This window comes from Amycolatopsis sp. NPDC031561, from assembly GCF_055580625.1.
The window spans coordinates 226,185-247,660 of the sequence record NZ_JBVILA010000003.1 but is presented as its reverse complement, the minus strand read 5'-3'; the positions used below and the strand labels follow the sequence as shown (position 1 = coordinate 247,660).

General features: G+C 69.1%; 19 protein-coding genes. 10 read left to right on the top strand and 9 right to left on the bottom strand.

Annotated elements, in window-relative coordinates; all coding sequences use genetic code 11:
- Nucleotides 1–10 precede the first annotated feature (10 nt).
- The 3 genes from ACZ5IK_RS10285 to ACZ5IK_RS10275 all read left to right on the top strand — a co-directional run bounded on the left by ACZ5IK_RS10285 (nt 11) and on the right by ACZ5IK_RS10275 (nt 2,348).
- On the top strand, nt 11–757 hold the full coding sequence (locus ACZ5IK_RS10285) for a maleate cis-trans isomerase family protein (protein ID WP_465487437.1): 747 nt from the start codon (nt 11–13) through the stop codon (nt 755–757).
- Between the two features lie 48 nt (nt 758–805).
- Nucleotides 806–1,384, top strand: coding sequence for a TetR/AcrR family transcriptional regulator (locus ACZ5IK_RS10280; protein WP_465487436.1), 579 nt, complete (start codon nt 806–808; stop codon nt 1,382–1,384).
- Between the two features lie 103 nt (nt 1,385–1,487).
- Nucleotides 1,488–2,348, top strand: a complete 861-nt coding sequence (locus ACZ5IK_RS10275; protein WP_465487435.1) for an NAD(P)-dependent oxidoreductase — start codon at nt 1,488–1,490, stop codon at nt 2,346–2,348.
- A 58-nt stretch (nt 2,349–2,406) separates the two neighbouring features.
- Here the strand turns inward: ACZ5IK_RS10275 and iolD are convergent, their stop codons facing one another.
- The 7 genes from iolD to ACZ5IK_RS10240 all read right to left on the bottom strand — a co-directional run bounded on the left by iolD (nt 2,407) and on the right by ACZ5IK_RS10240 (nt 9,961).
- A complete protein-coding gene (iolD, locus tag ACZ5IK_RS10270; RefSeq protein WP_465487434.1) occupies nt 2,407–4,248 on the bottom strand; it encodes a 3D-(3,5/4)-trihydroxycyclohexane-1,2-dione acylhydrolase (decyclizing) in 1,842 nt (613 codons plus the stop codon).
- Nucleotides 4,245–5,135, bottom strand: coding sequence for a 5-deoxy-glucuronate isomerase (gene iolB / locus ACZ5IK_RS10265; RefSeq protein WP_465487433.1), 891 nt, complete (start codon nt 5,133–5,135; stop codon nt 4,245–4,247). The genes iolD and iolB overlap by 4 nt, the downstream gene beginning before the upstream one ends.
- A complete protein-coding gene (gene iolC / locus ACZ5IK_RS10260; RefSeq protein ID WP_465487432.1) occupies nt 5,132–6,064 on the bottom strand; it encodes a 5-dehydro-2-deoxygluconokinase in 933 nt (310 codons plus the stop codon). Before iolC ends, iolB begins: the two co-directional genes overlap by 4 nt.
- On the bottom strand, nt 6,061–6,861 hold the full coding sequence (locus ACZ5IK_RS10255) for an ATP-binding cassette domain-containing protein (protein ID WP_465487431.1): 801 nt from the start codon (nt 6,859–6,861) through the stop codon (nt 6,061–6,063). Before ACZ5IK_RS10255 ends, iolC begins: the two co-directional genes overlap by 4 nt.
- Nucleotides 6,858–7,892, bottom strand: coding sequence for an ABC transporter permease (locus ACZ5IK_RS10250; RefSeq protein ID WP_465487430.1), 1,035 nt, complete (start codon nt 7,890–7,892; stop codon nt 6,858–6,860). Before ACZ5IK_RS10250 ends, ACZ5IK_RS10255 begins: the two co-directional genes overlap by 4 nt.
- On the bottom strand, nt 7,889–8,917 hold the full coding sequence (locus ACZ5IK_RS10245) for a substrate-binding domain-containing protein (RefSeq protein WP_465487429.1): 1,029 nt from the start codon (nt 8,915–8,917) through the stop codon (nt 7,889–7,891). The genes ACZ5IK_RS10250 and ACZ5IK_RS10245 overlap by 4 nt, the downstream gene beginning before the upstream one ends.
- Before the next feature lie 153 nt (nt 8,918–9,070).
- A complete protein-coding gene (locus ACZ5IK_RS10240) occupies nt 9,071–9,961 on the bottom strand; it encodes a sugar phosphate isomerase/epimerase family protein (protein ID WP_465487428.1) in 891 nt (296 codons plus the stop codon).
- 111 nt (nt 9,962–10,072) lie between these two features.
- On the opposite strand from ACZ5IK_RS10240, the gene ACZ5IK_RS10235 reads away from it, so the two are divergent.
- The 3 genes from ACZ5IK_RS10235 to ACZ5IK_RS10225 all read left to right on the top strand — a co-directional run bounded on the left by ACZ5IK_RS10235 (nt 10,073) and on the right by ACZ5IK_RS10225 (nt 13,037).
- Nucleotides 10,073–11,071, top strand: a complete 999-nt coding sequence (locus tag ACZ5IK_RS10235) for a LacI family DNA-binding transcriptional regulator (RefSeq protein ID WP_465487427.1) — start codon at nt 10,073–10,075, stop codon at nt 11,069–11,071.
- 13 nt (nt 11,072–11,084) lie between these two features.
- Nucleotides 11,085–12,086, top strand: coding sequence for a Gfo/Idh/MocA family protein (locus ACZ5IK_RS10230; RefSeq protein ID WP_465487426.1), 1,002 nt, complete (start codon nt 11,085–11,087; stop codon nt 12,084–12,086).
- A 486-nt stretch (nt 12,087–12,572) separates the two neighbouring features.
- Nucleotides 12,573–13,037: a hypothetical protein gene (locus ACZ5IK_RS10225; RefSeq protein WP_465487425.1), complete on the top strand. Its 465-nt coding sequence runs from the start codon at nt 12,573–12,575 to the stop codon at nt 13,035–13,037.
- Here ACZ5IK_RS10225 and ACZ5IK_RS10220 read toward each other — a convergent pair.
- Nucleotides 13,034–16,036 (bottom strand): AfsR/SARP family transcriptional regulator, encoded by a 3,003-nt coding sequence (locus ACZ5IK_RS10220; protein WP_465487424.1) that lies wholly within the window; start codon nt 16,034–16,036, stop codon nt 13,034–13,036. The two genes, ACZ5IK_RS10225 and ACZ5IK_RS10220, sit on opposite strands and share 4 nt — an antisense overlap.
- A 390-nt stretch (nt 16,037–16,426) precedes the next feature.
- Between ACZ5IK_RS10220 and ACZ5IK_RS10215 the strand changes: the two genes are divergently transcribed.
- Genes ACZ5IK_RS10215 through ACZ5IK_RS10200 form a run of 4 tightly spaced genes read left to right on the top strand, consistent with a single transcriptional unit; the run spans nt 16,427 to nt 19,414 of the window.
- Nucleotides 16,427–16,822 (top strand): GntR family transcriptional regulator, encoded by a 396-nt coding sequence (locus tag ACZ5IK_RS10215; protein ID WP_410664248.1) that lies wholly within the window; start codon nt 16,427–16,429, stop codon nt 16,820–16,822.
- Complete coding sequence (locus ACZ5IK_RS10210; RefSeq protein ID WP_465487423.1) at nt 16,819–17,682, top strand: ABC transporter ATP-binding protein; 864 nt, start codon at nt 16,819–16,821, stop codon at nt 17,680–17,682. The genes ACZ5IK_RS10215 and ACZ5IK_RS10210 overlap by 4 nt, the downstream gene beginning before the upstream one ends.
- A gap of 9 nt (nt 17,683–17,691) precedes the next feature.
- On the top strand, nt 17,692–18,480 hold the full coding sequence (locus ACZ5IK_RS10205; RefSeq protein ID WP_465487422.1) for an ABC transporter permease: 789 nt from the start codon (nt 17,692–17,694) through the stop codon (nt 18,478–18,480).
- A 13-nt stretch (nt 18,481–18,493) separates the two neighbouring features.
- Nucleotides 18,494–19,414 (top strand): ABC transporter permease, encoded by a 921-nt coding sequence (locus ACZ5IK_RS10200; protein ID WP_465487421.1) that lies wholly within the window; start codon nt 18,494–18,496, stop codon nt 19,412–19,414.
- A 35-nt stretch (nt 19,415–19,449) separates the two neighbouring features.
- Here the strand turns inward: ACZ5IK_RS10200 and asnB are convergent, their stop codons facing one another.
- The gene (asnB, locus tag ACZ5IK_RS10195) at nt 19,450–21,282 is read right to left on the bottom strand and encodes an asparagine synthase (glutamine-hydrolyzing) (RefSeq protein WP_465487420.1); all 1,833 of its coding nucleotides are present in this window, start codon (nt 21,280–21,282) and stop codon (nt 19,450–19,452) included.
- Nucleotides 21,283–21,476: the final 194 nt, after the last annotated feature.

Genomic DNA, 21,476 nt, shown 5'->3' with positions numbered 1-21,476 from the left:
AAACCAGCCCGTGACTGACTCTCTCGGTCCCCGCCTCAAGGTCGGCGTCGTCGTCCCGTCCACCAACACCTCGGCCCAGCCGGAACTGGACGCGATGCGACCCGACGGCGTCACCAACCACACCGGGCGGATGGTCATCGCCGACGATCCGATGGTCGACGCGCCCGGCTTCGACCGGGTGATGCGCGGTATCCGCACGTCGACCCACCCGGCGATCGAGAGTGTCACCGGCTGCGACCCCGATTGCGTGATCATCGGGGTCTCGCCGGAGAGTTACTGGAAGGGACCGGGGTCGCACGGCCGCGTCCTCGACACGATGAGGGCGGCCGCGGGCGGGCGGCCGGTGACGATGAGCCCGGACGCGATCAACGCCGCGCTGTCGGCGTACGACGCCCGCCGGATCGCGGTCATCACGCCGTACCTGCCGGTGGGCGACGATCCGGTGAGCCGGTTCTTCTCCGGCAGCGGCTACGACCTGCTGAGGCTCCATGGCCTCGGCAGGTCGAGCCCGGCCAGGATCTCCCACGTCTCCGAGGCCGAACTCCGGGACGCGGTCAAGACGATCGACAGCGCCGACGTCGAAGCCATCGTCCAGGTCGGCACCAACGTCGCCATGGCACGCCTCGCCGCGGCCGCCGAGTTCTGGCTCGGCAAACCGGTCATCTCGAACAACACCGTCCTGTACTGGTACGCCTTGCGCCAGAACGGCATCGCCGACAGCGTGCGCGGCTTCGGCTCCCTGCTGTCGGCGCACTGACCCACCGCTATTTGACTGGTCGTTACAGAACGTGCGATGCTGGACGCCATGCCCCGTCCGAAGGGATTCGATCCCACCGAAGTGCTCGACGCGGCCGTCGGCACGTTCTGGCGCAAGGGCTACGCGGCCACATCGGCCCAGGACCTGGTCGAGGGCACCGGTCTGGGACGCGGCAGTCTCTATCACACGTTTTCGAGCAAGCAGCAGCTTTTCCAGGAGTCGCTGCGCCGCTACGAGGAAACCTCCGCCACGCGGGTGGAGGAGATGCTGGCCGCCCCGGGCACCATCCGCGAGCGGGTCAGGCGGGTCTTGACCGACGTCGTCGACGACGAGCTGGACTCCTCGGCCGGGCACCGCGGTTGCCTCGCCGTCAACGCCGCCCTGGAACTCGGCGGGATCGACGACGAGATCACCGCCCGCGTCCGCCACAACTTCGAGCGGGTGGAGAACGCGTTCCACGTCGAGTTCGCCGCCGCGCGGCAGGAGGGCGAGATCGGCGCGAACCAGGATCCGCGGGCGCTGGCGAGGTTCACCCTCGCCGCGATGTACGGCCTGCGGGTGCTGGGCAAGACCGCGGACCGGCAAGCGCTCACCCAAGTAGTCGAAACCACCATCCAGGCGTTCTGATGTTCCAGGTTTCGTAACCAGACCCCCGCGCCCGCGCGGATTTCCTTCGCCTTCGTTCTTTAACGAGGGTTCCACTATCGAGGGCTAGGAGTGAAGGCAAGTCATGACGGAGACCGTCGCGGTGCTCGGCACCGGAATCATCGGCGCCCCGGTGGCCCGCAACCTGAGCAAGGCCGGATTCACCGTCCGGGCCTGGAACCGCACCGCGGCCAAGGCCGAAGCCCTGGCCGGGGACGGTGTCCAGGTCGCGGCGAGCGCCGCGGAAGCGGTCGAAGGCGCGCCTGTCGTGTTCACGATCCTCACCGACGGTCCGGCGGTGCTCGAGGCGATCCGCGCTGCCGCTCCCGCCCCGGGCACGATCTGGGTGCAGCTCAGCACCGTCGGCGACGCCGTCGACGACTTGATCGCTCACGCCGACGAGCAGGGCCTCGTCTTCGTCGACTCGCCGGTTCAGGGCACCCGTCAGCCCGCCGAACAGGGCCAGCTGATCGTGCTGGCGGCGGGCGCTGCCGAGGCACGCGAGACCGTCCAGCCGCTGTTCGACGCGATCGGCAAGCGCACGGTGTGGGTCGGCGAAGACGGCCGTTCCGGCGCGGCGAGCAGGCTCAAACTGGTGCTGAACACCTGGGTGATCGCGCTGACCCACGGTGTCGGCGAGGCGCTGGCGCTGGCCGAGGGGCTCGGCGTCGACCCGCGGCATTTCGTCGACGTCGTCACCGGTGGCCCGATGGACAACGGTTACTTCCAGGGCAAGTCCGCCGCGATCCTCACCAACGACTACACCACCGCGTTCTCCGTCGACAACGCCGCGAAGGACGCCCGGCTGGTACTCGAAGCCGCGGGTCGCGCGGGGATCCGGATGGACGTCGTCGAGGCCGGGCGTGCCCGCTTCGCCCGCGCTTCCGAAGCCGGGCACGGCGACGAGGACATGGCGGCCGGGTACTTCGCCAGCTTCGACAAATAGACGGGGGTCGGACGCGGCCGCGTTCGGTTCGCTGAACGCGGTCGCGCCCGTTTACTTGTCAATGACCTTTCAGGTATCGCAGCTGTCCGGACTTCCCGTCTTCGATGCCTTCCCGCCCTGAAAGGTGTTCAGGGACGCCGACCTCCCACCAGGCGCCGGCCTCGGTCCACGAGTCCGGCTGGGTCCGGACCACGACCACCGCCGGCCGCTTCTCCGCCACCGCTGCTTCCCGCGCCTTCGCGTAGGCAGCCCGCACCTCGTCCGAGGAGGACGCGGTGAACACCGCGCAGCCCAGCGATTCCGCGTGCCGTGCGAAGTCGACCCGGGGCGGTGACGCGTGCGCGCTCCGGCAGTCGGCGAGGAAGTTGTTGAACGGCTTGCCGCCTTGACCTTCCTGCAGGCGGGCGATGACCGCGTAGCCGTCGTTGTCGCAGACCACCGCCACGAACGGATGTCCGGCGAAGGCGGCCGAGAACAGCTCCGAATTCAGCATCAGGTACGAGCCGTCGCCGAGCATCGTGGTGACCAGGCCACCGGTGTGCGCCATCGCGGCGCCCCAAGCCCCCGCGAGTTCGTAACCCATGCACGAGAACCCGTACTCGACGTCCATGCTGACCGAACCCGATCCGCGCCAGCCGCCGATCAGTTCCCCCGGCATCCCGCCGGACGCTGTCATCACGTAGTCGTCCGGCTCGGAGAGCTCGTTGACCGCGCCGACGACCTGGGCGTAGGTCGGTGTCTCGCCGGAAACGCCGCGCAGCGAGTCGATGTGCGCGTCCCACCGGTCGCGTTCCGCCGCCGCGCGTTCCGTCCACAAAGGATCGACCTGCCAGCTTTCCAGCTGGGCGGCGAGATCCGAGAGACCCGCGTCGGCGTCGCCCACCACGGCCAGCGCGCCGTGCTTGACCGCGTCGAACCGGGCGGCGTTCAGGGTGATCAGCCGGACATCGGACGAGAACACCGTCCAGGACGCCGTGGTGAAGTCCTGCAAGCGGGTGCCGATCGCCAGCACGACGTCGGACTCGGCGGCCAGGACGTTCGCGGAGGCCGAGCCGGTGACTCCCAGCGGCCCGGCGTGCAGCGGATGGCCGTGGGGGACCAGCGTGCGCCCGGCCGTGGTTTCGGTGACCGGGATGCCGTGCCGTTCGGCGAAGGCCAGCGCACGCGCGCCGGCGCCGGAGTACCGGACGCCGCCTCCGAGCACCAGCAACGGTTTCCGCGCCGCTCGCAGCGCGCCTGCCGCCTCGGTGAGGGCCCGGCGGTCGGGCCGCGGGCGCAGCAGGCGATGCGTCACCGGCTCGAACAGCACGTCCGGGAAGTCGTACGTCTCGACCTGGACGTCCTGGGGCAGCGCCAGTGTCACCGGGCCCGCGTCCGCCGGATCGGTCAGCACCCTGGCGACTTGCGGCAGCGTCGACAGCAGTTGTTCCGGCCGGGTGATCCGGTCGAAGTACCGGCTCACCGGGCGGAAGGCGTCGTTGACCGTGGCCGTCGGATCGCCGAAGTGCTCCACCTGCTGCAGCACCGGATCCGGCGCGCGGCTGGTGAAGGTGTCGCCGGGGAGCAGCAGTACCGGCAGCCGGTTGGCGTGCGCGACCCCGGCCGCGGTGACCATATTCAGCGCGCCGGGCCCGATCGACGACGTCACCACGCCGACCTGGCGCCGATGGGTCGCCTTGGCATAGCCGACCGCGGCGAGCGCCATGCCCTGCTCGGTTTGCCCGCGCCACAGCGGAAGCTCGTCGCGGTGCTCCTCCAGTGCGGTACCGAGACCGAGGACGTTGCCGTGCCCGAAGATCGCGAACACCCCGGGGAACAACGGGACTTCCCGCCCGTCCAGGGTTTCCGACCGCTGCGCGAGCAGCCAGCGCACCAGGGCCTGTGCCGTGGTCAGCTTCATGACACTCGCCCCTCGTGACTCGTGACCGGGCAGCGTGGATCGAGTTCCTGGCTTTCCCAGGTCTCGCGGACCCAGCTGTGCGCGGGGTCGTCGCAAAAGGCCATCGACCGCTCGGCGGCGGGACCGGCCAGGACGTTCAGGTAGTACATCGGGTAGCCCGGCGCCGCGACGCAGGGACCGTGATAACCGCGCGGGATCAGGAAAACGTCGCCGTCGCGGACCGCGACGTCCTCGTCCAGCTCACCGTCCGAGGTGTACGTCCGGTGGAGACCGAAACCTTCGCGCGAGGGCGTCACACCGTCGCGCCCGGCGACGCGGAAGTAGTAGATCTCCTCGTTGACGACCTCGCATTCGGACGCCTCGTCGTGCTTGTGCGGTGGGTAGGACGACCAGTTGCCGCCGGGGGTGATCAGCTCGCAGGCGTTCAGCTTGTCGGCGTGGTCCCAGACGCCGGGCACCCCGAAGTTGGTGACCTGTCTCGTCGCCTGCCCCGCTCCGCGGACCTCGACCGGCACGTTCTCGGCCGGTCCGTAGCGTGCTTCGAGACGATGGGTGCACCGCGCCATCGGCAGCGCGACCTCGATCCCGCCCGCTGTCGACAACTCGACTTCGGCGTCGCGCGGCACGTACGCGAAGTCCGTGACCCGCGTGAACACGGAGTCCCGCCCCGCGAGTGCGAAGACCTGCCCGTCGACCCGGACCGTGCACGCCCCCGCCAGAGGCAGTACGAAGGCCTCGTACTCTCCGGTGCGCACGACCCTGGTCTCCTCGGCGGCCAGCGAAAGCACCCGCAACCCGCTGTAGGTCCAGCCCGCCGAGTCCGGGGTCAGCCGGACCGGGTCCCGCTCGTCGGAAAGCGTCCCGAGTGGACGGTGCAGCTTGCTCACAGCAACTCCTCGATCTCGTCGGCGGTGGGCATGGCGTCGGCGCAGGCCAGCCGGGACGCGACGAGCGCGCCCGCCGCGTTGGCGTAGGCGGCGATGCGCACCGGATCCCAGCCGGACAGCAGCCCGTGGATCAGCGCGCCGCCGAACCCGTCCCCGGCGCCGAGCCCGCAGACGACCTCGACCCGCTGGGGAGGCACGGTCCAGCTGCCCTCGGCGGTGGCCACCAGCACACCCTCGGCGCCCTTCTTGATCACCGCCAGCTCGACACCTCTGGCGAGCATCCGCGCCGCGGCCTCGTCGGGGTCCGCCGTCCCCACCGCGACCTCCGCCTCGGTGCGGTTGCCGACGGCGACCGTGACGTGGTCGAGCATCCAGCCGATCTCTTCCCGCGCGGTCTCGGTGTCCGGCCAGAACATCGGCCGGAAGTCGAGGTCCAGCACGGTATGCGACCGGCGTCCGCGCCGCTCCAGCATCTTGCGCTGGGTACCGCGTGCCGGTTCGACGGACACCCCGGTCCCGGTGACCCACAGCAGGGGCACCGTTTCCACGACGTCCCAGGGCACGTCGGTTTCGGTGAGGGTCAGATCCGGGGCGATGGGGGACCGGTAGAACAGCAGCGGAGGATCCGCGGGCGGGTTCAGCGCGCAGAACACCACCGGCGTCTGCAGCCCCGCCGACGTCCCGACGTGATCGGGCGACACGCCGAACTCCCGCAGCGCCTGCCGTACGTAGTCACCGAAGCCATCCGGGCCGACCTTCGTCAGCACCGACGTCGAACGGCCGAGCCGCGCGGCGGCGACCGCGACGTTGGTCGCGGTGCCGCCGAGCGATTTGGCGAAGGTGCTGACTCCGGCCAGCGGCACACCGCTCTGCTCGGGGTAGAGGTCCACCCCGACCCGGCCGACGGTCAGTGCTTCGAGAGCGGTCATGAAGGGGACTCCACAGCTCGCAATTCGTGTTCGAGGGCTTCCAGTTCCGCGCCGCCCGCCATCTGCCGGGTCAGTTCGGGCAGGTCGATCTCGGACTTCTCGTAGGTGCCGAGGGGCGCGCCCCGCTTGAGCAGCAGGAAGCGATCGGCCACCGGGTACGCGTGATGCGGGTTGTGCGTGATCAGCACGACGCCGAGCCCGCGGTCACGGGCCTGCGCGACGTCCTTGAGCACGACCCCGGCCTGTTTCACGCCCAGCGCGGCAGTCGGCTCGTCGAGGATCAGCACCTTCGCCCCGAAGTGCACCGCCCGCGCGATGGCGACGCACTGCCGCTCGCCACCGGACAGGGTGCCGACCGGCTGCTCGACGTCACGCAGGTCGATGCCCATGTCGGACAACGCCTTCTTGGTCGTCTCGCGGCCCTTCTTCCGGTCCAGGGCCCGGAACGGGCCGAAGCCGACCGTCGGCTCGGAGCCGAGGAAGAAGTTCCGCCAGACGCTCATCAGCGGCACGACCGCCAGATCCTGGTACACCGTCGCGATACCGCGATCGAGCGCCTCACGCGGCGAGGCGAACGTGACCGGCGCGCCTTCGACCAGGAACTCGCCCTTGTCGTGCTGGTGGACCCCGGCGAGGATCTTGATCAGGGTGGACTTGCCGGCGCCGTTGTCGCCGAGCACGCAGGTCACCTCGCCCGCGTTGACCACGGTGGACACGTCGCGCAGCGCGATCACGCTGCCGTAGGTCTTGCCGACATCCTTTACGGAGAGCAGCTCTTTGGCTTGGCCGTGACTCATCGCCGGACCCTTTCCGCGCGCCGCCGGAAGGCGTTGTTGACCAGGACCGCGGACAGCAGCATCACCCCGAGGAACAGCATGAACCAGTCGCTGTCCCAGCGGGCGAACACGATGCCCTGCCGTGCCATGCCGAAGATCAGCGCGCCGATCGCGGCGCCGATCGCCGAACCGAAGCCACCGGTCAGCAGGCAGCCGCCGATCACGGCCGCGATGATGTACTGGAACTCCAGTCCGATGCCCTGGTTCGCCTGGACACTGGCGAACCGCAGGATGTTGATCGAGCCGACCAGCCACGCGGCGAGCGCGGTGGTCATGAACAACATGATCTTCGTGCGCACCACCGGAACCCCGACCGCGCGGGAACTGGGCGCGTTGCCGCCGACGGCGAAGATCCAGTTGCCGAACCGGGTCCGGACCAGCAGCCAGGCCGCCAGCACGGCGAACCCGATCCACCAGACGATGGAGATCTGGAAGGCCGTCCCACCGACGTCCACTGTGGACGCGAAGACGAAACCGGCGGACTCGTAGCCGTCGGTCGACCGCATCCCGGAGACCTGGACGGTGCCGGTGACCAGCCGCGTGACGCCGAGGTTGAGCCCTTGCAGCGCCAGGAACGTGCCCAGGGTGACGATGAAGCTGGGAAGCCCGGTGCGCATCACCAGCCAGCCGTTGAAGGCGCCGACCGCGAGGGCGAAGACCAGGGACGCGAACAGCGCGAGCCAGACGTTCCAGCCCGCCTGCGTCGCCAGTGTCGCGGTGACGAGCGCGGTGGACGCCGTCATCACGCCCGCCGAGAGGTCGAACTCGCCGCCGATCATCAGCAGGGACACGGCGACCGCCATGATGCCGAGCGTCGAGGCGTCGTCCAGCCAGGTCGCCACGCCGCTGCCGCTGAAGAACTGGTCGGTGACGAGGGTGAAGAACAGGAAGACGACGACGGCGCCGAGGAGCGCGCCGATCTCGGGCCGGACGACCAGCCTGTCGAGCAGGCGCGGTTTCGCGATCCGTTCGTCGAGGGTGCTGGTTGTCATCGCGTGCCCCTTTGCACGTACTGGCCGACGGTGTCCACAGTGGATTTGTCGACCAGGTCGGGCCCGGTGAGCACCGGCTTCCCGCCACCGACGACGTTCGCGTTGTCCCGGTAGAGCTTGAGGAACTGCACGGGGAGGTAGCCCTGCTCGTACTGCTGCTGGTCGACCGCGAAGACCACCTCGCCCGCCTTGATCGCGCCGACCACGTCGGTGTTCAGGTCGAAGGTGCCGACCTGAGCCTGTGAGCCGACCGCCTTGATCGCGCTCACCGCCCGCGCCGCGACCTGCGAGTTCAGCGTCAGGACGGCGTCGAGGGCGGTGTCCGTCTGCACCGCGCCCCGGATCCGGGATTCGGCGTCGGCCGGGTTGCTGATGTCGACCTGAAGGGTCTGCACGTCGCCCGTGAAGCCTGCCTTGGCGCCGTCACAGCGCTGCGCTTGACCGACGTTGCCCGCCTCGTGGACCACGCAGAGCAGCTTCTTCTTGCCGAGTTCCTTGAACTTCTTCCCGGCTTCCTCGCCCGCGATGGTCTCGTTCTGCCCGACGTGGGTGAGCGCGCCGTAGCCCGCGCTCTTGTCTTCACCGGAGTTGATGGTGATGACCGGGATCCCCGCGCGGACCGCGTTCTCGATCGAGGTCTTGAGCGCCTCAGGATTCGCCATGGACACCACCAGCCCGCCGACCTGCTGTGCGACCGCGTTGTCGACGAGCTTGGCCTGGTTGCCGGGATCCCCGTCGGAGTTGTACTCGACCTGGACGCCGAGCTGCCTGCCCGCCTCCTCGGCACCGTTCTTGACTACGTTCCAGAACGCGTCGCCCGCAGTGCCGTGCGAGATGACCGCGACCCGCAACGGCCCACTGTTCTGGCTCGTCACCGGACCGGTGGCCGCCGCGGGTTTCTCCTCGGCTTTCGGCCCGGTGCACGCGGACAGGAGCAAAAGTCCCGCCGCGGCCAGTAAAGCCGCTTTCAGTGTCTTCCCGGGAACCCGCGACCGGAATCGCGTCGCCAGGGCGCGACCTGGCATTGTCCCTCGCCGAACGGCGGACGGCGCCCTGCCGCCACGATTCCGGGGCCTGCCGGCCGTGGCGGGTTCCAGCGTGGAGTCCTCCTCGTAGGTTCCGTTGCTGCGCCATTTCCTCAAGCGATGGGACATCGTCGTCTCTCCTCGCTTCTTCCGTTACCTGGCAGCCGGGAGCCGGCTGACGATTCCGTCGAGATGCGCCAGGCTCCTGGCCACGTCCCGCTTCGGCAGATCTTCCGGGCTCCCCTCGCTCAGCGCGGTGTCCTGTTCGAGCACGTACCACCCGTCGTAGCCCGCCTCGTGGACGAACCTGACCATCGCTTCGATGTCGACGTCCCCCGCACCGAGTGGGACGTACAGACCCTTGCCCACCGCCTCGGTGTAGGGAAGCCTTCCGGCGCGGACGTCTTCGGCGAGTTCGCCGCGCACGTCCTTGAGATGCAGGTGACCGATCCGTTCGGGGTAACGCTTGGCCAGCGCGACCGGATCGGTCCCGCCGATCAGGAGATGCCCGGTGTCCAGGCACAACGGGAGCTCGGAATCGGCGAGGAAGCGCTCGACCTCCTCCTCGGTTTCCGCATGGGTCCCGACGTGCGGGTGCAGCACGGTGCGCAGCCCGTGGCGCGCGGCGATTTCCCTGATCTCGCCGGAGTTTTCGATCAACGTCGCCCATTCGGCTTCGCTCAGCTTGGGCCGGTCGTCGTAGCCGTCGAGACCGGTCGCGGCGGCGAGAACGAGCATGTCGCCACCGCACGCGGCGAACAGCGCGGCGGACTCCTCGGCCGCCGCCAGCGCGGCGACGGGACTCTCGTGCAGGGCGACGGCCAGGAAGCCGCCGACCAGGTCGAGCCCGTACCCGCCGAGCAGCTCCCGCAGCGCGGCCGGGTCTCGCGGCAGGTAACCGGGAGGGCCGAGTTCGGTCGCGCGGACCCCCAGCTCCGCCATTTCGCCCAGCACGGTCCCCGCGTCGAGCACGCGACCCCAGCCGGGGACTTCGCATACGCCCCAAGAGATCGGGGCGGCGGCGATTCGGATCCGGGATGTCATCGGCGGCCTCCAGAGCGGGGAACGGGAGCGGGTTGGAGCGCTCTATTGATTAGAGCGCTCTAATCTTGTAGCGTCCGTCACAGTAAAGTCAAGGGCAGGGGGAGGCTGGAAATGGCACGACCGACGATGGAGGACGTCGCCGCGAAAGCGGGGGTGTCCCGCGCGCTCGTGTCACTGGTGATGCGGAACGCGCCGAACGTCTCCGACGAACGGCGGACGCGGGTGCTGTGCGCGGCGCACGAACTGGGCTACGAGCCGCACGCGATGGCCAGGTCGCTGGCCAGCCGGACTTCGACGGTCCTCGGCGTGATGGTCTCCGATCTCCGCAACGCGTTCTTCGCCGACGTCGTCGAGGGGCTCGACGCGGCGGCCGAGGCGGCCGGATTCCACTTGATCCTCAATACCGGTGGCCGTAGTCCCGCGCGCGAGCGGTCCGCGCTGAAGAGCCTGCTGTCCTTCCGGCCCGCCGGGGTGATCCTGTTGTCGCCGGTGGTGCCGGCGTCGGCGATCGAGGAAGCGGCCGCCCAGTGCCCCGTCGTCCTGGTGTCGCGCACCTCGCGCGTTCCGGGGGTGGACACCGTGAACGACGACGGCGAGGCGGGTGCCGCGCTCGCCGTCGAGCACCTGGTTTCGCTGGGACACCGCCGGATCGCCCATCTGGACGGTGGGGTCGCCGCCGGTGCGGCCGCCCGGCGGCGCGGTTACCAGCAGGCCATGCGGCGTCATCGGCTGCATCCGCTCATCGTGCGCAGCGAACACACCGACACCGCCGGGGAGAAGGCCGTGCACGAGCTGCTCGGCGACCATCCGCGAGAGAAGTTGCCGACGGCTTTGCTGGCGGGCAACGACTTCAACGCCGTCGGCGCGATCTCCGCGCTGGAAGAGGCGGGCCTGCGGGTCCCCGAAGACGTCTCCGTGGTCGGCTACGACAACACCTCGCTGGCCGCGCTGCGCCACCTCTCACTGACCACTGTGGACCAGCCGCGGACGGAAATGGGAAGGCTGGCCGTCGAAGCACTGCTCGAACGGGTCCGGGGCGAACGTACCGAACCGGTCCGGCATCTGCTGCACCCGTCGCTGGTGGTCCGATCGACCACCACCGCACTCTAGGAAGGTTGCGAGAATGAGGTTGGGACTCGCCGGCACCGGCCGGATCGGCACTTCGCACGCCGAGACCTTGAAGAGCTTCGACGAGGTTTCCTCCGTGGTCGTCGCCGACGTCGACGCCGGCCGCGCCCAGGCGGCCGCGGCGAAACTCGGCGTCGAAGCGGTGGCGGACATCCCCGCACTCTTCGCGTCCTCTTTGGACGGACTGGTGATCGCCGCGGCGACGGACGCGCATCCGGAACTGATCCTCACGGCGGTCGACGCGGGGATCCCGGTGTTCTGCGAAAAGCCGGTCGCCGCCGACATCCCGGGCACGCTCGCGGTGATCGACAAGATCTCCGGTTCGGACGTACCGGTGCAGATCGGCTTCCAGCGCCGGTTCGACGCCGGCTACGCGGCCGCCCGGGACGCGGTGGCGTCGGGAGAACTCGGCTGGCTGCACACCTTGCGCGCGACCACTCTGGACCCGGCGCCGCCGCCCGCGGAGTACGTCGCGCATTCCGGTGGCCTGTTCCGTGACTGCGGAGTGCACGACTTCGACGTCGTCCGGTACGTCAGTGGCCGTGAGGTCGTCGAGGTCTACGCCGTCGGGACGAACAAGGGCGAACGGTTCTTCGCCGACGCCGGTGACGTCGACACCGCGGCCGCGACCCTGACCCTGGACGACGGAACGCTGGCCGTCGTCTCGCTGACGCGTTACAACGGCGCTGGCTACGACGTCCGGCTGGAAGTACTCGGCTCAGCGGGGAACGCTGTGGTGGGCCTGGACGATCGCGCGCCGCTGACCTCGGTGGAACCCGGCGTCCAGCCGTTGCCAGGTCCGGCCTATCCCGGTTTCATGGAACGCTTCCGGTCCGCGTACGTTAGTGAACTGAAGGCCTTCCTCGACGTCGCCGCCGGTCGCGCGCCGAGCCCGTGCGGAGCGGCGGACGCGCTGGAAGCGTTCTACATCGCCGAGGCGTGCGAGGTCTCCCGTCGGGAACGCCGCCCAGTCAGGGTGGACGAAGTACGCGTCTGACTCACCGCCTCGTGAGTGGTAAAGGCGGCTCTCTAAATAACCGTCCTAGCCACTCACGAGACCCACTGCGGTTCGGCCCCTGGTCGCCCGGAAGTACGTGAAGGCCCCCTTGCTTGTGCCTAGGTACAGGAAGGGGGCCTTCACGTACTTGGGGAAGGTGTGAAGGTCGCGTTTCTTCGGCTGAGCCGAGGGAAGGGGTCCTTCACGCGCCGTCGCCGGGGCTCGTGAGGTTGCTGAGGCTAAGGGTGTTGTTCTGGGCGAGTGAGGGGAACTTTGAGGGACCCTGGGTCCCTCAAGGAGTCCTTCACGGAACCGTGACCCCGCCGGCCGGTGTTGCGAGGGGGCTTGCCCCTCAAGAGAAACCGACTGGCGTCGCCTGGAAGGCAGCTTGCTGCCATCACCGGCCATCACCGACACCCCTCTCGCTAAGGTGATCGTGGTCTTGATAGGCGACAGATTCGGGTCGCTGGAAGCGTGAGGAGTGCGATGCAGCCGTATGGTCAGCCGCCGTCCAAGCCGAGGGCGAACGCCGCGGCGGCGGTGATCGCCGGCAGCCTGGCGCTGCTCACCGCCGGCATGCTCGTCTGGTTCGTGCTCTACAACGTCGTCCACGCCAACGGGGCCGGTCAGTGGTCCGGCGTGGAGATGCAGAACGTGCTCTTCGGAGTCATCAGCACCGGGGCGCTGGTGGTCGCGGCGGGCTTCACGTTCGCCCGCAGGATTTCCGGCGCGTGGACACTGTTCGGACTGTGCGGGCTCTTCGCGGTGGCGATGCTCGTCGCGGCACCGCTGCTGTGGGGCACGCCCCTCGACGCTCAGCTCAAGTGGATCTTCGGCTTCGACAAGAGCAACGGCGTCGCCATCGCGCTGGCGGTCATCTTCAGCGTCCTGACGGCGAGCATGGCTGCGATCGCCGGCAGCGTCAGGTCGTACGAGAAGACGCGCGGCTAAAGCTTGTCCAGGATCAGCTTCGCGCGTTCTTCGACCAGCCGGTAGCCGGAGCGCGCGGCGAGTTCCAGTGCCAGCTCGCCGTGTGTGCGGGCTTCTTCGAGTTTTCCCAGTTCCAGCAGCGTTTCCGCGAGCCCCGTCCGCGCGGCGGCCTCACACCAGAAGAAGCTGGTCGTCCGCGCGATCGACAACGCGAGCCGCTGATGCTCGGCGGCCTCCCCGGGCAGGCCGAGCCGCAGGCAGACTTCGCCGAGTCCGACGAGCGTCCAGGCCTCGGTGCCCCGGTCGCCGATCTTGCGGGTGAGTTCGACGGCTTCGAGCGCGTCCGCGCGGTTTTGCTCGCTCGGGTCGCGCATGCTTTCGAGTACGGCCCGACCGGACAGGGCCGTCGCCTCGCCGTAGGTGTAGCCGAGTTCGCGGTTGGCCGCGAGCGCGCGGGTGTAGAAGTCGTAGGCGTCGTCGGGCAGGCCGAGATCGCGGTGCACGGTGCCGAGGTCGACCAGCAGCACCGCGACGCTGAACCGGGCGCCGTCCCGTTCGGCGACCGCGAGCGCGCGGGTGAAGTTGGCGAGCGCCTCGTCGAGCTGACCCGTCTGCCAGTACGGGAAACCGAGGTTCGCCAGCGCCATCGAGATACCCGGCAGGGACAGCTCTTCGCACAGCCGCAGGGATTCCAGCCCGCAGCGGATCGCCTCCTGCGGATCGCCGAGACGCTGGTGCACGGCGCTCAAGTTGTTGAGCACCGCCGCGCGACCGGGGTCCCAGCCTGCGAGGAGGTCACCGCGCAGGGCGCTGGTGAGGTGTTCGCGCGCCTCGTCGTAGCGGCCGCTGTTGACGCAGGCGAGCGCGATGCTCAGATGCATCGCCGCTTGGGCTTGTCCGGCGTCGCTGCGGCGGGCGGCCTTGAGCGCCGTCGACGCCGTGTCGATCCATTCCGCGTGATGGCCACGCTGGTGGAAGAAGGCGCGGAGCGCGTCGGCGAGGTGCCAGGAGAACTCAGGCGGCCCGTGTTCGGCGCTGTGCTCGACGGCGGCGGCGAGGTTCGGCCACTCGGCGTCGAGCCAGGCCAGCGCCTCTTCGGTGTCGGCGAAGGGTTTGTCGTCCGGTTCCTCGCGCGGCAGGCGAAGGAAATGCGGGATGAGGACGCGGCCCGCGGCGTCGGCGGTGGTCAGGTAGCTCTCGAAGAGCCGCCTCTCCGCGGCGTCGCGATCGGGCTTCGTGTCCTCCGACAGGGTGCGGCCCGCCGCGAAACTGCGGAGAAGGTCGTGGAACCGGTAGCGCCCCGGGGTGTAGCGCTCGATCAGATGAGCCGCGGCGAGCGCCTTGAGCAGCTGGTTGCCCCGCGTCGCACCGGTCAGCGCCTGGGCGGCGGAGGCGGTGAACGTCTGGCCCGGGACCAGCGCGAGCCGTCGGAACAGCAGGCGGTGATCTTCGGGAAGTGCCCGGTAGGACACGCCGAACGCCGTGGTCACGGCGCTTTCCTCGGCGCCGTCGACGGTCAGTTCCGCCAGCGGGTCGCCACCGGCCAGCTCGCGGGCGAATTCGGCGATCTCGGGTTCACCGCTCGCGCCGAGGTTGGCCGCCGCGATCCGGAGGGCGAGCGGGAGATGCCCGCACAGCCGGGCCAGCTCCGCCGCCGCGCCCGCCTCGGCGGCGACGGTTTCGCTGCCGAGCACGGCTTCCAGTAGATGCCGCGCGTCTTCGGCGGGCAGGACGGACAGCGGGAGCGCGCGGGCGCCGGTGCGGGCGATGAGGTCGCCGAGCCGCTGGCGGCTGGTGACCAGGACGGTGCCCGACGGCGGCAGCAACGGCAGCACCTGGCCGGTGTCGCGCACGTTGTCGAGGACCAGCAGGACCTTGTTGTCGGCGAGGAGGGAACGCAGGAGCGCGGCCCGCGTGTCCGTGTCCGGCGGGATGGCTTTGGGCGCCGTGCCGAGCGCTTGCAAAAGCTGGGTGAGCGCGACGGCCGGGGTGAGCGGTTCGTGGTCGGGGTCGAATCCGCGCAGGTCGAGGTAGAGCTGCCCGTCGGGGAACGCGTCGCGGACGCGATGGGCCCAGCGGACCGCGAGCGCGGTCTTGCCGACGCCCGCGGTCCCGCTGATCACCCAGATGTCGGTGCCCTCGCCCGCGTGACGGGTCGCCTCGTCGAGCCGCTCCAACTCGGTCGCGCGCCCGGCGAACCCTCGGACGTCGTGGGGCAGCTGCGCCGGGCGGACCGGCTCGGGTTTGACCGAGGCCGCGGCCGGTTCCAGGGCGGGATCGGCGGCGAGGATGGCAGTTTCGAGTTTTCGCAGCTCCGGCGAGGGATCGAGGCCGAGGTCGGCGCCCAGCCTGTCGCGCAGGGAGCGGAAAGCCTCGAGGGCATCGTCGGTGCGGCCTTCGCGGTGCAGCGCGAGCATGAGCTGCCCGACGAACCGCTGCCGCAGTGGATGCGCGGCGACCAGTTCGATCAGTTCCGCGAGGACCTGGCGGCCGCGGCCGAGCCGTAACTGCGCTTCGGCGCGATCTTCCAGCGCCGTCCAGCGTGCTTCGTTCATGCCGCCGCGGAGCCGCTGGGCGACCTCGCCGCTCACGACGTCGGACAACGCCTCGCCACGCCACAGTCCGAGCGCCTCGTCGAAGAGGTCGACGGCGGTTTCGTCGTCGGCCTTGCGGGCTTGCGCCGTCAGCTCGGTGAAGCGGTGCAGGTCGACCTGGCGCGGCTCGACCCTGAGCAGGTAACGGGTCCCCTCGGAGACGATCTCTGGCCCGCCCGCGCCGCGGAACACCGCCCGCAGCCGGGACACCAGCGCTTGAACGGTGTTCCGGGCGCTCGCCGGCGGCTCTTCGGGCCACAGCAGGTCGATGATCCGGTCACGCGGTACCGGTTTACCCGCCTCCAGCAGCAGAACCGCCAGGACGAGCCGTTGTTTGGGCGAGCCGAGATCGACCTGACCGTCACCGGCCCACGCCTCGACGGCGCCGAGGACGCGGAACTCCACCCGGCCACCTCCGCCCACCATCGTCAGAGCCTGCAAGCGTAGTGCAAGCGCCCTGCATCCGGCCGCCGCGATCCTTGCCAGTGTCCACCGAGGACCCGTCGCCGGAACCGTGCCCAACCAACAAGACGGGCAGGACCCCCCATTCGGTTCCGGTACGACGGTGGACACCTTCAACTTGCACAGGCACCGCCTTCTGACGGCGGTGGGGGTTGGGGGTAGTGCCAGCTCGACGTCTTCCCCCGTGTCGTCGGACTGGCGCTTCTTCTTGACTGGGGCTGGGGTTTTACGTGAAGGCCCCCTTGAAGGACTCTGAGTCCTTCAAGGGGGCCTTCACGTATTTGCGGATCACTTGACAAGCATGCCCACCGTCCTCCACCCTTTCACTACTTAATTAGTGAAAGGGTGTTGCCAGTGGTCACCTTCCACCTGGACAAGGGCTCGGGCGTCGCGACGTACGTCCAGCTCGTCCAGCAGGTCAAAAACGCCCTCCGGCTGGGATTGCTGGAGCCGGGGGACCGGCTGCCGACGGCGAAGGAGGTGGTCGCCGAGCTGGCGATCAACCCCAACACCGTCCTCAAGGCCTATCGCGAGCTGGAGCGCGAAGGACTCGTCGAGGGGAAGCCGGGCCTCGGCACCTTCGTCCAGAAAACGCTGGGAGGCGCTTCGTTCGCGGAGCACACGCGGTTGCGGAAGAGCCTGGGGGTCTGGGTCCGCGACGCGAGGGAATCCGGGCTGGATCAGGAAGACGTCGAGGCGTTGTTCACCTCGGTGATGGTCGATGGCTTTCGAGGAGAGCGATCCGCATGATTGATAAACCCGTCATCGAGGCGACCGGCCTCGGCAAGCGTTACCGCCGCAAGTGGGCGCTGCGCGACTGCTCCCTCTCCGTCCCGAAAGGACGTGTCGTCGCCCTCGTCGGGCCCAACGGCGCCGGCAAGACGACCTTCCTGCATCTGGCCGTCGGGTTGCTCGACCCGACCGTCGGTTCGGTCTCGATCCAAGGAACCTCCGCGTTCCTCGCCCAGGACAAGCCGTTGTACTCCGGCTTCAGCATCGCCGAGATGCTCAAGTTCGGCAGGCGCCTCAACCCCGGCTGGGACGACGAGTTCGCGCTCAAACGCATCGATTCGCTGCGGCTTCCCTTGAAACACAAGGTCGGCAAGCTGTCCGGCGGGCAGCGTGCGCAGGTCGCGCTCACCCTCGCGCTCGCGAAACGCCCGGACCTGCTGGTACTCGACGAGCCGCTCGCGAACCTCGACCCGCTGGCCCGCCACGAGGTCATGCGCGGGCTGATGGAGGCGGTCGCCGAAACCGGCATGACCGTTCTGCTCTCCTCGCACGTCGTCTCCGATCTGGAGAACACCTGCGACTGGCTGATCGTCCTCAACGGCGGCCGCGTCCAGGTCAGCGGCGACATCGACGAACTCGTCGCCGGGCACCGGATCCTTTCCGGGCCCGCGGAGGAGGCCGACGCGCTGGCCAAACGCGTCGCGGTCGTGGACGAGGCGCGAGCCGGACGGCAGGCGACCGTCTTCGCCCGTACCGAACCGGTCCCGCTCGGTCCACAGTGGACCGAAAGGCCGGCGAACCTGGAGGAGCTCGTCCTCGCCTACCTCCGGCGACCCGAATCCGCGAGCCTGCCTCGCCCGACACTGGCTTCGGCGTAAGGGGCGACGATGCTTTGGCTCACCTACCGCCAGCACCGCATGCAACTCCTGATCACGGCGGGCCTGCTGGTCCTCGTCGGGATCCTGTTGCTGATCAACGGGAACGCCGCGGCGGACAGTCTCGATCCGGCGAAGCTCTTCAAAGACCTGTACACCTACCTTTCCTGGCTGCAGGTCGTGCCGGTGGCGATCGGCGTCTTCTGGGGCGCGCCGCTGGTCGCGGCCGAGTTCGAACGCGGCACCACGAAACTCGCCTGGACCCAGTCGATCTCGCGGTTCCGCTGGCTCGGCGTGAAACTGGGGTTCCTCGCCGTCCTCGCTACCCTAGGCGGTCTCGCTTTCGGCATGATGATGCAGCGCTGGGTGGAGGTCTTCCCGACCGATCGCGGCGACACGGCGTTCACCAGTCGCTTCGACAATCCCGTCCTGTTCGCGATGACCGGCGTCGCGCCCGGCGCGTGGTGGCTCTTCGGATTCGTGCTCGGCACCGCCGCGGGCGCGCTCATCCGCAAGACCCTGCCCGCCATCGCCGTCACCATCGCGGTGACCGTCGGCCTGATGATCGGCGTGAGCAACTTCCGGGACTCCTACGCGGAGCCCCAGGTCGTCCCCATGGATACCGGACCCACCGGCCGGGTGGTGGAGATGGTCCGGGACGCCGCCGGGGAGATCACCGCGCTCAAGGTCCTGCCGCAGGAATGGTACTGGCGTTTCCAATGGACCGAGACCGGGATCCTCGCCGGAGTGAGCCTCCTGCTCGCCGCCGCCGCGTTCTACGCCATCCGACGCCGCTCCTAGAAAGGGATTGTCCTTGCTCTGGCTCACCTGGCGGCAGCACCGCACCCAGCTGCTCGTCACCTTGGGATTCCTCGCCGTGCTCGGTGGAGTCCTGCTCATGTCCGCGCAGATCGCCAAGGACGCCTCGAACGGCGAGATCTCCTTGTACTGTCACGGAGGCGGCACCCCGTGCCGTGAGTACGACGCGGGGCTGGAGGATCTCTATCAGAAGATCTACCCGCTGATCGCGATGCTGCCGTTCGTTCCGTTGCTGGCGGGTGTCTTCTGGGGCGCGCCGCTGCTCGCCAGGGAGTACGAGCGCAACACCCATCAGCTCGCGTGGACGCAGTCGATCGGCCGCGGGCACTGGCTGGCCGTCAAGTTCGGCGTCCTCGCCGGGTGCGCGATGCTGGCCGGACTGGCGTCGGGGCAGATGTTCGGCAGCTGGCTGGAACTGTTCCCCGGCAAGACGGAGACGTTCGTCGAGACGTCCTACTTCGGTGCGGTCGGGATCGCGCCCGCCGCCTGGTGGCTGTTCGCCTTCACCCTCGGTACGGCGGCCGGGGTGCTGGTGCGCAAGACCTTGCCCGCCATCGCGATCACGGTCGCGGTGTTCATCGCGGCCGCGATCGCCTTGCTCGTCCTGAGGCCGAATTACGCCGAGCCGGTGCGCACGATCGGTCCGGATCCGGCCGCGAAGGGGGCTCTGATCATCGAGGTGGGCAGGGTCGCGCCGGACGGCCGCGAGATGAGTTCGCTCGACGACGTGCCCGGCTGCCCGCTGGGGCTGGGGAAGAGCGAGTGCGCTCTGGCGGCGGGCTATCAGGACTTCACCGTCTACCAGCCCATCAGCCGGTTCTGGCGGTTCCAGTGGACCGAGGCGGGCATCCTGCTCGCCGCGACCGCGGTGCTCGGGGGCGTCGCGGTAGGGGGAACGGTCCGCCGCCGTCGCTGAGACGGCGGCGGACCGGGTACCGCCGCTTGGAAGACTCAGTCCAGCTGCAGTTCGGGCTGGTACAGATCGAACCAATGGTAGAGGTCCAGCGCCCGGTCGATGCCGGAGCGCTGGGCCGAGGACATCGTCGCCGGGTCCACTTCGGACACCCGGTGCAGCCAGTCCCGGTCCACCAGGGAGAACACCGGGTTGTCCCGTTCGGTCAGGGCCTCCTTGGCCTGCTGCTGCAACGCCGCCGCGTAGCCCGGGTCCTGAGTGGACGGATACGGGCTCTTGACCCGGTCGCGCACCGAAGCGGGCAGAACGTGCTTCGTGGCATGCCGCAGCAGGCTCTTTTCCCGGCCGTCGAACGTCTTCAGCGACCACGGCGTGTTGTAGACGTACTCGACGAGGCGGTGGTCGCAGAACGGCACCCGCACCTCGAGCCCGACGGCCATCGACGCCCGGTCCTTGCGGTCCAGCAGCATCCGCACGAACCGGGAGAGGTGGAGGTTGCAGACCGTCCGCATCTTCCGGTCCTGCTCGCTCTCGCCGTCGAGGTGCTCGACCTGGGCGACGGCGGTGCTGTACTGGTCGGCGATGTAACCGGGCAGGTCCAGCTTGGTCCGGACGTCCTCGCGCAGCAAGGCACCCCGCTCGCTGGTGAGCCCCATCCGGAAGGCGAGCCAGGGGAACGTTCCCGAGTTCACCGCGGCTTCGTCGTGGAACCAGCGGTAGCCGCCGAAGACCTCGTCGGCGGACTCGCCGGACAGCGCCACCGTCGACTCCGCGCGGATCGCCTTGAACAGCAGGTACAGCGAGGTGTCCATGTCGCCGAGCCCGGCCGGGATGTCCCGCGCGGTCAGCACCTTGCGGCGGATCTCGGGGTCGCTGAGTTCGGCGGGGTTCAGGATGACGTCCTGGTGCTCGGAGCCGACCAGGTCCGCGACGTCGCGGATGAACGGCGAGTCCGGGGTGTCGCGCACCTCGTCCGGCTGGAAGTTCTCTTCCTGGCCCTGGAAATCGACCGAGAACGTGCGCAGCCGCTCACCCTGCTCGGCCAGCCGCGCCGCCGCGAGACCGGTGACGGCGCTGGAGTCGAGCCCGCCGGACAGCAGGACGCAGCGGGGCACGTCGGCGATCAGCTGGCGGTGGACGATGTCGGTCATCAGCTCGCGGACCCGCTCGACCGTGGTCTCCTGGTCGTCCGTGTGCTGCTTCGCGTCGAGCTTCCAGTACGTCCGCGTGCGGATCCCGGAGCGGTCGACCGTGACGATCGTGCCCGGCCCGACCTCGTGCATGCCCTTCCACAGCGACCAGCCCGGCGTCTTGGTCATGGACATCAGTTCGCGGACACCGTCGGTGTCGACCACCTTGCGCGCCAAGGGGTTGGCGAGGATCGCCTTCGGCTCGGAGCCGAACAGGACGCCGTCCGAGGTCGGGTAGTAGTAGAACGGCTTGATGCCCATGCGGTCGCGGATCATCACGAGCTTCTCGTCGCGCTCGTCCCAGATCGCGAAGGCGTACATGCCGTTGAGGTGATCGACGACCTCGTCGCCCCACTCCAGGTAACCGTGGAGCACGACTTCGGTGTCGCTGTCGGTCTCGAATTTGTGGCCCCGCTGGGAAAGTTCCTGGCGGAGCTCGGTGAAGTTGTACGCCTCGCCGCTGTAGACCATGGCGGCCAGCCCGGCTTCGGCCATCGGCTGCCTGCCGCCCGGCAGGTCGATGATCGCGAGACGGCGGTGGCCCAGCGCCATGTTCGGCCGGACCCAGGTGCCCGAGTCGTCAGGACCGCGGCACGCCATGGTCTCGGTCATCGCGTCGACGACCTCCCGGCGCTGGGTCAGATCCGTGTCGAAGGAGACCCACCCTGCGATTCCGCACATCGCTACCTCCTGGTGATTAGTTAGCACATACAACTATCCGTAACACTGGTGTAACACGCTTCGTTCGGCTTGTCTGCCCGAATTGCACGCTCCGTCCGCAGTGCGTCACCGTCTGTGGGACAGGTCACCGGGCATCAAGAAGTCGTAAAGGCACCCGATCGGGGCATCAAGAGGCCGTCAGGCAGAGGTCTCGA